This is a genomic window from Pseudoalteromonas sp. B131b, from assembly GCF_037162545.1.
GTDB classification, from domain to species: domain Bacteria; phylum Pseudomonadota; class Gammaproteobacteria; order Enterobacterales; family Alteromonadaceae; genus Pseudoalteromonas; species Pseudoalteromonas fuliginea.
The window spans coordinates 859,815-870,586 of record NZ_JARLUZ010000002.1 but is presented as its reverse complement, the minus strand read 5'-3'; the positions used below and the strand labels follow the sequence as shown (position 1 = coordinate 870,586).

At 35.7% G+C, this 10,772-nt stretch carries 13 protein-coding genes and 1 pseudogene; 3 read left to right on the top strand and 11 right to left on the bottom strand.

Annotated elements, in window-relative coordinates; translation table 11 throughout:
• Positions 1–91: 91 nt before the first annotated feature.
• The 3 genes from P4S65_RS21830 to P4S65_RS21820 all read right to left on the bottom strand — a co-directional run bounded on the left by P4S65_RS21830 (position 92) and on the right by P4S65_RS21820 (position 1,820).
• Positions 92–604 carry a hypothetical protein gene (locus P4S65_RS21830; protein WP_007584353.1) on the bottom strand — a complete coding sequence of 171 codons (513 nt, stop codon included), beginning with the start codon at positions 602–604 and terminating at the stop codon, positions 92–94.
• A 109-nt stretch (positions 605–713) separates the two neighbouring features.
• Positions 714–1,061: a hypothetical protein gene (locus P4S65_RS21825; RefSeq protein WP_337121191.1), complete on the bottom strand. Its 348-nt coding sequence runs from the start codon at positions 1,059–1,061 to the stop codon at positions 714–716.
• Positions 1,062–1,358: 297 nt separating this feature from the next.
• Positions 1,359–1,820, bottom strand: a complete 462-nt coding sequence (locus P4S65_RS21820; protein ID WP_337121190.1) for a hypothetical protein — start codon at positions 1,818–1,820, stop codon at positions 1,359–1,361.
• 279 nt (positions 1,821–2,099) lie between these two features.
• Here P4S65_RS21820 and P4S65_RS21815 point away from each other — a divergent pair.
• A pseudogene (locus P4S65_RS21815) lies at positions 2,100–2,278 on the top strand (IS110 family transposase); the annotation flags it as partial.
• 38 nt (positions 2,279–2,316) lie between these two features.
• Here the strand turns inward: P4S65_RS21815 and P4S65_RS21810 are convergent.
• The 5 genes from P4S65_RS21810 to P4S65_RS21790 all read right to left on the bottom strand — a co-directional run bounded on the left by P4S65_RS21810 (position 2,317) and on the right by P4S65_RS21790 (position 6,153).
• A complete protein-coding gene (locus tag P4S65_RS21810) occupies positions 2,317–3,009 on the bottom strand; it encodes a DarT1-associated NADAR antitoxin family protein (protein ID WP_337121189.1) in 693 nt (230 codons plus the stop codon).
• The gene (locus P4S65_RS21805; protein WP_337121188.1) at positions 3,009–3,605 is read right to left on the bottom strand and encodes a DarT ssDNA thymidine ADP-ribosyltransferase family protein; all 597 of its coding nucleotides are present in this window, start codon (positions 3,603–3,605) and stop codon (positions 3,009–3,011) included. Before P4S65_RS21805 ends, P4S65_RS21810 begins: the two co-directional genes overlap by 1 nt.
• Positions 3,606–3,768: 163 nt before the next feature.
• On the bottom strand, positions 3,769–4,593 hold the full coding sequence (locus tag P4S65_RS21800) for a chromosome partitioning protein ParA (protein ID WP_337121187.1): 825 nt from the start codon (positions 4,591–4,593) through the stop codon (positions 3,769–3,771).
• 451 nt (positions 4,594–5,044) lie between these two features.
• On the bottom strand, positions 5,045–5,296 hold the full coding sequence (locus P4S65_RS21795; RefSeq protein ID WP_149613813.1) for a Rho-binding antiterminator: 252 nt from the start codon (positions 5,294–5,296) through the stop codon (positions 5,045–5,047).
• A gap of 17 nt (positions 5,297–5,313) precedes the next feature.
• Complete coding sequence (locus P4S65_RS21790) at positions 5,314–6,153, bottom strand: DUF417 family protein (protein WP_337121186.1); 840 nt, start codon at positions 6,151–6,153, stop codon at positions 5,314–5,316.
• Positions 6,154–6,438: 285 nt separating this feature from the next.
• Here P4S65_RS21790 and P4S65_RS21785 point away from each other — a divergent pair, with 285 nt between their 5' ends.
• On the top strand, positions 6,439–7,905 hold the full coding sequence (locus P4S65_RS21785; RefSeq protein WP_149603513.1) for a DASS family sodium-coupled anion symporter: 1,467 nt from the start codon (positions 6,439–6,441) through the stop codon (positions 7,903–7,905).
• 96 nt (positions 7,906–8,001) lie between these two features.
• Positions 8,002–8,436: a GNAT family N-acetyltransferase gene (locus P4S65_RS21780; protein WP_306724968.1), complete on the top strand. Its 435-nt coding sequence runs from the start codon at positions 8,002–8,004 to the stop codon at positions 8,434–8,436.
• On the opposite strand, the gene P4S65_RS21775 is transcribed toward P4S65_RS21780, so the two are convergent.
• The 3 genes from P4S65_RS21775 to P4S65_RS21765 all read right to left on the bottom strand — a co-directional run bounded on the left by P4S65_RS21775 (position 8,423) and on the right by P4S65_RS21765 (position 10,692).
• Positions 8,423–9,073 (bottom strand): trimeric intracellular cation channel family protein, encoded by a 651-nt coding sequence (locus P4S65_RS21775; RefSeq protein ID WP_337121185.1) that lies wholly within the window; start codon positions 9,071–9,073, stop codon positions 8,423–8,425. The two genes, P4S65_RS21780 and P4S65_RS21775, sit on opposite strands and share 14 nt — an antisense overlap.
• A 746-nt stretch (positions 9,074–9,819) precedes the next feature.
• The gene (locus tag P4S65_RS21770; protein ID WP_096794332.1) at positions 9,820–10,416 is read right to left on the bottom strand and encodes an RDD family protein; all 597 of its coding nucleotides are present in this window, start codon (positions 10,414–10,416) and stop codon (positions 9,820–9,822) included.
• A gap of 105 nt (positions 10,417–10,521) precedes the next feature.
• Positions 10,522–10,692, bottom strand: a complete 171-nt coding sequence (locus tag P4S65_RS21765; protein ID WP_081824533.1) for an ATP-binding cassette domain-containing protein — start codon at positions 10,690–10,692, stop codon at positions 10,522–10,524.
• Positions 10,693–10,772: the final 80 nt, after the last annotated feature.

Below are 10,772 nucleotides of genomic sequence, written 5' to 3'. Positions count from 1 at the left end.
CCATAGCTAAGTTCCTATTTTGTTTGTAATAATGTTCACCAAGAGCAAAATGTATTTTTACCTTATTTTAATTATTCTTATTGGCTACTGGTTAAATAACCTTTCGCATTTTATTTAATAACTCGTAGCATGCTTTATACAACAGTATTTCCATGTCTTCGTTATGATACAAAGGACCCCAACGAAAAAAGCCTCTTAAGCTAAATTTTTTAGCTATGAATTCGCGCCACGTAACAGATTTAGAAACGCTGAACGTTTTAATCGTCTTATTGTGTTTAATGTTATACAAGCGCGATACTAACTTAACTTTTGGTCGCCAAAATAGCGGAATAATAGCTGTATCAAAATCTATAGTGAATGCATCACCACCATGCAAAGTAACTATAACAACATCTAAACCAATATCTGACTTTTTAGGCTCTTTAATAGACGAAATGCTGTGAAGACAAAAAATATCTTCAAGCTTCTTGTGCATATGATCTTGTAGTGAATCGCCCGTTATATAAAAAAACGACTCTACCTTAGAAAAATGGCTGTTATTAGCTACAGCTAACGATCCCAAATAAACATTTGGCTTTTCAGAGCTAAACCAATCGAATAGCAAATTTAAATTCCTTTTTTACTTATGCCGAATAAATAGGCCGTAAGGTTGTTATCTAAGATTAGGGTGAAAAAGCAAAAACCGGCTGTTTTTGTTTTGCTTTACGATTTGTTTATTTATGCTCAACTCTTTTAAGACGTAATTGAATACCAAGTAATGTCCCTAATAAAACAGCAATAACATGCAGCAAAGCTGAAATTAAATATATCAAAAGCTCCATTGGTATTTTTAACAAAATGTATAGTAAGGCACCGACACTTAGATCAATAAACCAATAAACCGCCGCAACTAAAAAGGCTTGTTTATAGGGACTCACTGTTTGCTTATAGCCTAAGTAACAATACACGATTAAAGAGGTTACAAATCCGAGGACGTAATGAGTAAAAATGTATGATGTACTTTGAGTCATCTCATCAAAGCCAACAATCTTTGTTGCTATTGTTGATAAAGCAATTAGCAATAAATACAAGCCTACTGAAAAGAGTACAATCCTAGAATATTTCACGATAATCCTTTAGCAATACAACGAGGCTGTAGAATAGCTCTAACAGCCAGATTCAATTAATTAGTTTCTTTAATTAACTCTAAGCATTTTAAAGTAATGTGTAATAAATGTATTACCCATTAAACAGGCTGTTTTCATAAAAAGAGTAATTCTACAATCTCAACGCCTCAATTAAACAGCGTAAAATAGCTGGTTACAATAAGCTAGGTACGAACAAAAAAACTAACTATTAGAAGTCCGTTTAAGCAACTATTAGAGTTCAGTAGCTTGTACATATTTACAGCACTCTCTTAACAAGGTCTCTGCGGCCTTTTTGTTAGATGGATCATGTTTACTCGAACCTAGTTCAACACCCATTGCCGTATAAACACTGCTATTTAATTGTAAATATTGAGTTTGATTAGGTGCAATTATTAGCTGTTTTGTATTACTCCACACTCCTGTGAGTGGGCTCCAGCTAATTTTTAAATCGTAATTACCCGCAGGTAATTTTATGTAAGAGAAAGTATTGTTTGGTAGTGCTACAATTTTTTTATCATTTATACTTACACGCATATCTGATGCCGCTGGTGGGGTAAACAACCTATGGAATACTAAAACACTTTGCTCTTCATTTGGTTGAGGTAGCTGTACCTGGTCAAAAGTTAAAGCATCTCTTGGGGCTGAAGCACAACCACTTAAAAATAATAGTAAGAAAAAATATATATAACGCATAAACACCTATCAGATTTAAATTATAACGAGCCTGTAGATTAACTCGTTTTTTATTTTTTTGATAAACAAACCATAGCTGAGTTCCTATTTTGGTTCAATCGTTACTGTATTTCACGTGGAATATAAAAAGAGGACTAGGTGTTGTTTTAATTGACGTTTTGGAAGGTATTACTGAAAAATTTAGTGTGGGTACCTTTTTTACTCTTTCTAGAATGAGCAGGATTATCTGAGCGTTATTTATTTGGGGCTAAAGCATCGTTACTTGGCCATGATAGTTGGCAACAAGAAGTCAAAGGAAAACCTCATAATACCATCATCAGATCATTGGCATTTAAGTGGATAAAAATCCTATTTAGGTGCTGGAAAACACATACGCCCTACGATGAATCAACTTACTTAACTGCATTAAAAAGTAAGGGATCACCCTATTAAAATTTGCGGTGGAAAGTGAGCTTTAGCGCTTGCTGTCCACCTCAGGGCGTGTTGTTAGTTGCGTTTAAAACATTGAATTTTGAATAGCTATATTTCTGTCTTGGCTATTGTAGTGAGCCTGACAAAAATTCAAAAAACTATCTGGATTCTCTAATGCTTTGTCCAAAAAATCATGATTTCTTAAGCTTATGTAAAGAGCAACTGCATGTGCTTGGCAGTTTATCGACTTTTTAGGATTAAACTCAATATCACTAAAACAATTAAATTTCATAACGGCTTCAGATAACTCTGAATTCTGTACTAAAGCATTTATATAAAGCCAATCATAGAAATATGTTCTTGGGATTAGTGGAAATGAATGTGAATAAAAACTAAATCCAATTAAACTTCCTGATTCCCGTAACCTAATATCTTTTTTAGCAGCTCGAGAATCCATTCCGAATAAATCTCTATAAGGTCCGCCAGATTTGAATACCTTACTACCTTGAAATGCAGTTTCAACAGTGAAGCTGTTGTTATGCTTTTTAGTTGTGATCAATAAGTTAAAAGCACTCAACTTAATACCCAAATCTAATTCAGACTTGCTGGAAATTTCAAGAATATTATTCAGACCATTTTCTTTTGCAACATTATGTAGTTCAATAACTGATTTTTTCTTTTGTGTGGCAGACATCCCTGGATGCCACTTAAAATCCAGCATTTTTTCGGTTACACCGACGGAGCTTGTTTCAGGTATAAATACAGGACGAACTGCCATTATTGCCATTTCCTTCTATACAAACGGGTAGCGTACAAGCCTTTATTTGGAGAGTGAATTGCACTTTTTTTATCCCCCAAAATATTTTTATGCTCTTTCTTTACTTGCCTGTTTGAAAATACGACACCTTCAATGTACTTCGGAGCTATTTTGTCGAAAACCAATATTTCTGCTTGTTTATCTGTTGGATCAAATTTTTTAAGACATTGATCACTTCTTGACTCTACATCATCAAGTTCGTCAAACATAGATACTAGTGAATCAGGAGTCGATAAGTGCTCATCTGATAAGTTACTCATACGCGCATCAGCTGCATTGTATTTACAAAACAAACTATCTTTTTTCCACAAAACACTTACATCTACAATTATTAAGCACCAATCTGCATCTACGTCTCGATATTTATAGAACATTAAATCATTTGGATGCGCAATTGAAAGTGATATTGTATTCGTTCTATTATCATGCCGAGATTCGTCATTTGTTCTTACTGAAGGTTCTAATTTATCAACAGAATCCCTTGAAAGTAGCCCATCTTCAAGAATCCCCTCTAAATTAGATATATGCGTAAAATGAACTAAGTACGGGAGCTCCATTTCTGTTGAAATGTCTTTTATTCTTTTTTTAGGCATTATGCAGCCCCTCATATGAATATTTGATTGCAACTAACGCCGTTTTAAGCGGCAAATTGCTGCTGGCTAAAATAAGTGAGGCACGAACAAATAGCCAACTGTAATTTGTCCGTCTTGAAAACCCTTGTTAGGCTTCTTTACTCTCAAATATGCTATCAAAAGCTACATTCATTCTTTGAATATTATCATTTAACGCATCAACAAATGTTTGAGAATTTAGATCATTTTCCAGCTCGCCACGAAGAGCAATTGTCATTGGCGGTAGTAATGATAAAAGCCGACTATGCTCACTCAGGCATTTTTTTGCAAAAGTCATATGTAAAGGCTGTAATATAGATTTTTGTTCTTCTAAGCTCACGGTACTTCGATTAATAATACCTTCTTGGATTTCGTAGCTTTTATTTAAGTAGTCAAAAGTTGCTTGATTATTGTGTACTTGATGATTTAACTCTTTCATCATTGAAATGATTCTATCTTTTTCTTTTTTAGCTGAATCTATAGTTGCTTGATATATTTCAATAGCTTTTTTGTGATCTAAAGCTATTGCTCTTTCGTGCATTAATTTAATAAAAACTTCAGCCGTTTCAGCTGAATAATTCAAAATAACCGCAACTGATTCTTCTTTTGCAGCAAGGTAGGATTTGGCAACAATTCCACTATGATCTGACATTTGAATTTCTATTTCTTTTTGTGTGAAATCTAAATTCATTAATTTAGGAATTATTCCTAATACATCAGCAAATGACCTAGCTACGTTTAAAAATACTTCTTTCTTTAAGGCTAACTTTTGCTCTGATTGATACTTTTGCTTTTCGTGTTCAAGTAACGCAGTTTGTCGTTTTTCATTACCTTTATTTGTCCATAAAACACCTAGAAACGTAAGTAAGGACGCAATGACTGCACTCCAAATCACATTAGGCACTTTTGAAATTAACTCGATAAAAGATTCCATGCATTGCATCCTTGAGAAGCCTAACAGCTTATTGAACACCACTTTGGGGGTTTATAACACCCCAAAACGGCGTATATTACATTGCTCAATAATTCCACTAAATAACTTCAATGTAAACAAGTAATTAGGCATGTAATGAAAAGCCTTTGTTATTTTGCACCAAAACGACTTTTAATAATGTTATTGGACAAACTAAAATAGCTGTTTATATAAACAGCTCGCTTTGAAGGTTTACTTACTACTTGTTAGGGGCTTTATACGCTTTAATAGTTGGCGTTTAGCCTTATTCGGTAGACAAACTCGTGTAAAGAACAAAAGAAGTAATAGAAAAATTTTGGCTTTATGTATTTAGCGCGTAATTAGCTAAAGCATTGGTGAGATAAGCGAGCCTTAACATATTAATGATACAGGCTCGCTGGGGTGTTTATAATAAAACGAATGAGTGAGGTGTTTACTTTACATCAAAATTCACGTGGTCAAAGTATGGGTTTTTCTCACGCGCTTTAAGTACGCTGATTGTAGTGAGCACAATGAGTTGCAGCTCGCTATTTACGTTAACAACTATGCATTCGTCTCTATTAGCATTGCGTTTTGTGTCAGTTGCTACGCCACATACACCATCACCATTTTTTAATATAAGCTCAATGCTTAAATGGTGCATACAAGCAATTTCGATGTAGTCGTATTGGTTGCAACTGATCATAATGTCCTCTTTATATGTTATTTAGCCGGTTTAAAAATCATTAAAAAAGCAATAACAACAAGGTTGGCTATATACCACAAATCTTTAATTACAAATTGCCCTAAACGCTCCAATAAAGTAGAAGAACTAAATGCACCGGTGGCGGTAATTAAGAATGTTTGGGTCATCATAAATACGCTTAAACATGCTAAGCCACTTACAATAATTAGCTTTTTATTATTTAAAAATAGCCCTAAGCCCAATAACACAGCAAATAATACATCAAACCCGCCAATCACGTTAGACGCGCCTTGTACGCTAAATACCGTGTATAACCACGACATAAACGGTGAGGTTTCTACTAAACTTACAATGCCTTTTGCTTCAAACTCGTAAAACTTCATGCCGCCGATCCACAATAAAACCATAGCAACCGGTATAAAGTTTAAAAGTACGTGTTGTTTGTCGGTAAGTTTGTCTTTATAAAACAAAAATAAATACAAAGGCACTACAGCAAAGTATTTAATTATGCCCTGCCCGCTACCAATGATTGGAAAGCCACCAAGTTGAGCCATCCAACGGTTACTGGCAAACAAGGTAAATAAAGCAACCAAACTTATAACTGCTGCAAGTAAAAGTGCTGGCGTAGGTTTCATTAATTTAAGGCGAGCGAGCACAGTGGCAAACGCTAAGGCAATCATAAATGAGCCACTAATCAAACCTAATGCAGATACAGACATTAGCGAATCAACGTTATAAAAACTAAACGTAGCCGTTAACGTATTAGAATTTGCTCCTAACGCAAACGACAAGCCAAGTAGCAAAAAGCTACTCGCTAATAAAAAAGTAATCACGTTGTTGGTTAGTTTTAAGTTCATTGTATTTCCAAGTATTCGTTGAGGCTTATAAAGACCTTACGAGCCGATAAAACAATTCAAGCTAACTCTTAAAAATATAAGAGTTGATTAAGCACAACGTAAGCTCTCATCGGGTAACTTAATTATTCATTTTAGTTTATGGTTTATTACCTCTTTAATATGAAAATTAAATAAGTTTAATTTTCATATGATGTGCGTCATTTTTTTATTATTAAATGAAGTAGAATAACGTTGCCTTTTCAATACACAGAATGCATGCATTTCTAAAACTTAGGGACATTTTTAATGAAGGGTACTGATATTCGAGTTACCTCTGGACTGATTTCTATAGCCATTGTTTTACTACTTTGGTTTGCTGTACCGCCTCCGCAAGGTGTAACTGAAAACGCATGGCATTTGCTCGCTTTATTTATTGGTACTGTAGTTGCCATTATTGGTAAAGCAATGCCAATCGGCGCCATTGCTATTTTAGCTATTACCTCTGTTGCATTAACCGGCGTAACTAATGACAGCCCATCTGGCGCTATTAAAGATGCATTAAGTGGCTTTTCTAATTCATTAATTTGGTTGATTGGTATTGCTATTATTATTTCTCGGGGTTTAGCTAAAACAGGTTTGGGAAATCGTATTGGCTATAATTTTATTTCTCTTTTTGGTAAAAAAACAGTTGGTATTGGCTATGCACTCGCACTTTCTGAACTTGTTATAGCGCCTGTAACGCCAAGCAATACCGCGCGAGGCGGCGCTATTATTCACCCAATAATGAAGTCTATAGCAACAAGCTTTGGCTCATCCCCTGAGGAAGGCACATCTCGTAAAATTGGGCACTACCTTGCTTTAGTGAGCTACCATATAAACCCTATTACATCAGCTATGTTTATTACAGCGACTGCGCCAAACCCGCTAATTGTAAAACTTATTGCAGATGCTACTGGTGCAAATATCAGTATTACTTGGAGTACGTGGGCGCTCGCAGCGCTTGTTCCTGGTTTGCTATGTATTGCCCTTGTGCCTTTGGTTGTTTATGCCATTTACCCACCTGAAGTTAAAAGTACGCCCGACGCTAAAACCTACGCAGAATCTAAATTAACTGAAATGGGCCCAATGAGTTACGGCGAAAAAATAATGGTGGGTGTTTTTGCCATGCTGCTTATTTTATGGGCCGGCGTGCCTGCAATGATTTTAGGGGCTGACTACGCAGTTAACACAACCGCAGTGGCTTTTTTGGGTTTGTCGGTATTATTAGTGACTGGTGTATTAAGCTGGGACGATGTACTTAAAGAAAAGTCTGCGTGGGATACCGTTGTTTGGTTTTCAGCATTAGTAATGATGGCCACTTTTTTAAATAAACTAGGTTTGGTAACGTGGTTTTCAACACTTGTTGAGAGCAATATTGCGCAACTGGGCTTTGACTGGATTGTATCGGCTATTATATTGGTAGCTGTGTATTTTTACGCTCATTACTTTTTTGCCAGTACCACAGCACATATTACTGCTATGTTTGCCGCATTTTACGCCGCAGGTTTAGCGCTTGGCGCTCCGCCTTTATTTTTAGGTTTACTGTTAGCTGGCGCTTCATCACTCATGATGTCGTTAACGCATTACGCAACAGGCACATCACCCATAGTGTTTGGCTCAGGCTATGTATCGTTAAAAGACTGGTGGGTAATGGGCCTTATAATGAGCGTTATTAATTTAAGTGTATGGGGAATTATTGGCGGGCTTTGGTGGAAAGCACTTGGGTATTGGTAATATTGCCTTGTTAGTTTGGCTTGCACATTTAATACTGCGCACTTATTTTAGTTCGTTCTACAAATATAAACATTGAGGCTGTTGCAAGGGAGCACTATGGTTTTTAAATTTATAAAGGCAGCATATTCAGACCGAGACTACTTATTAAGCCTCAGAAAACTAACTATGATTGAACACTTAGAAAATGCCGGGTTATTTTTAACAGATCAACAGCATGTTTTAAGGCTTGATGATCAATATGACTGCTCCCATCTTATAGTTATAAATGAGGTACCAATTGGTACTTTAAAATACCAAACGCACGCTCAACACGTTGAAATAATGCAATTACAAATACATCCATTGCACCAAAACAAAGGGTATGGGAAAGCGGTTATTGAACAAGTTATTACAAATGCGCAGTCAAAACCCATTAAACTCACAGTGCTTAAAAACAACCCAGCATTAGGACTTTATAAGCGGCTGGGTTTTACTATAACGGATGAGGATAATTACGAGTACCACATGCAAACGCGGGCTATTCGTAGCTAAAATTAGTCGCTTTGATCTCTGAAGTCTTTTTTCTGAAAATAGTTAAATGCCAACCCCAATGCAAAGAGCCTAATCTTAAAAAGATAGTCGTGAAAAATGAGCCTAAAATACACCAAATGTAATCTACATTAAGGCTAAATAAAGCAGCATAAACTGCGCCACCCGCTAAACACGCAGAGGCGTAAGGTTCGCTGCGCATAACAGTTGGTACTTCACGGCAAATTACGTCACGTATTAAACCACCAAATATACCTGTAGTGATACCCATGGTAATTGCGACCACCATGCCAGAGCCATTAATGAGTGCTTTTTCTATCCCCATAATATTAAATAGCGCCATACCCACAGCGTCTACCAACAAAAAGTAGTAATTATTAACGCGCGGTAAATATCGAATAAATGCAATTGTTGCTATAACGGCCCCATAGGTTGAATATAAATACTGTGGGGTAGCAATCCAAAATACCGGTTTGTTTAAAAGTATATCTCTGAGGGTACCGCCCCCTAATGCTGTAACAGTTGCAACCACTACGACGCCAAAGCCACTAATGTTTTTTTCATACCCAAGCAATGCCCCTGCAACAGCAAAAAATGCAACACCGAGTAACCCTAGTACCATAAAGTATTCAGCAGTCATGGTAATTCCTTTTTAAAGTTTATTAGGAGTTGTATCAACTTACGTGCCAAAAAACTGAGTAAATATAAATAAACTCACAATTTAAGTGACTGAAATTTATAAGCTTAGTTCATTTATTAAAAAACGTTAGCTATGTGATATTTAGTGAAGGATTAACAAGAGTAATTATTTTAATTATGGGTAGTTTTTACACGTTAAAGTACAGAGGGATTTTGTTACAGAGTTGCAGTCGAGCACTTTTAAATTTTAAGCAAAAATTAAATGAACAATAAAGCTATTACCAATATTACAAAAATAATAGGCAATATTGCATGTTGCCAGTTTTGTTCTTTATTTTGATTATAGAGTGTTTGCATTGAGCTTTTATCATTATTGGTAAAACTATGCTGGCACTGCATACAGTTTTGGGCTTTTATGCTCACCCAAGTACCACATTTAATACATGCGTAACACCTCGACAGTTTATCAAACTCGTTTGTTTTCCTAAATATTCTCATTTATCACCTCATTGCTTTTCGCCGCAGTAAGAAACCCAATGAATAATATATATGTTGAGTAACAAATTAAAGAAGCCGCTAGTGCTAAAATTAGCTGTGTGTTGTTTTTCATAATCATCCTTGGTTACTAGTCAAAAAACAATCGGTAAGGTTTATTAATTATATTACCAATTTAGTGAAATACGCCATTTTGTAACTTTTGCTAATCAAACTTAAATCCGGGCAAAGTTGTCCTAATTAATATCTTGATTAATCTACATAACTCACTTTTGTTCCCGCTAAATGATCATGTAAACATCGTTTATCTTTTCCAAATATAAATAATGGATTAACAAAACCAGCTATAAACTGACCTACCGAAGGGACAAGTGATAATAGTTGCATACAAAGCATGCGTTTAAAGTAAATTGTAGTAAAGCTTGCTTGTGTACCATCTAAATTTTCAATACGGATAGACAGTAAAGATTTACCAATTGTTTGTCCGCGTTGGTACATAAGGTAACCATGAAGCACTAACGTGCTTAATATGCCATAACCTAGCAAACCTGCAGATAAAGTAAGTGTTGGTTGGCTTAAATTATCAAACCCTACGAGCATGAATACAGGTACAAAACAAACAACACCTAAAACGCCATCAACAATAGCAGCCACTAACCTATCTGAGCGCGTTGCTTTTTCTCCTGCTACTTTTGATACAACATTTACAGATGGGCTCTGCGCTTCTCGCGTTTTAATTAAGTTGTCTATTTCTTTTGCTCGATCTGGGTAGGCTTCGCGATCTATAGCTTTCGCTGATGAGTAAAGCTCATCTAAAGTGTAGGTAGAAAAATCAATTTGAGAGTCCATTTAAATCAAGTCCGCATTTTCATTTAATCGTAATTTAACACAATTAATTTAGGTTATTCAAATGTTTATGTGATTTTAATAACATACCATAACGTGTTGACGTTGTTATAACTCGAACCGCAAGCGTGCTGCTAAATCGCGCGTATCAGCAAGTTCTTTTATATTCATTATAAAAAACATGTCCCCTTGGTCAGGTTTAATCACACCATAAAGCATTTTCATTAATGTGTTTTTACCAGCACCATTTTCACCTTTGGACCCACATATTAAAAGCATCCACTTTACCTAGCTTTATTTTTAAGGCTACGCCGTTATTACCTACACCTCGACAATTTTGCCGCTTCGAATCACCAACT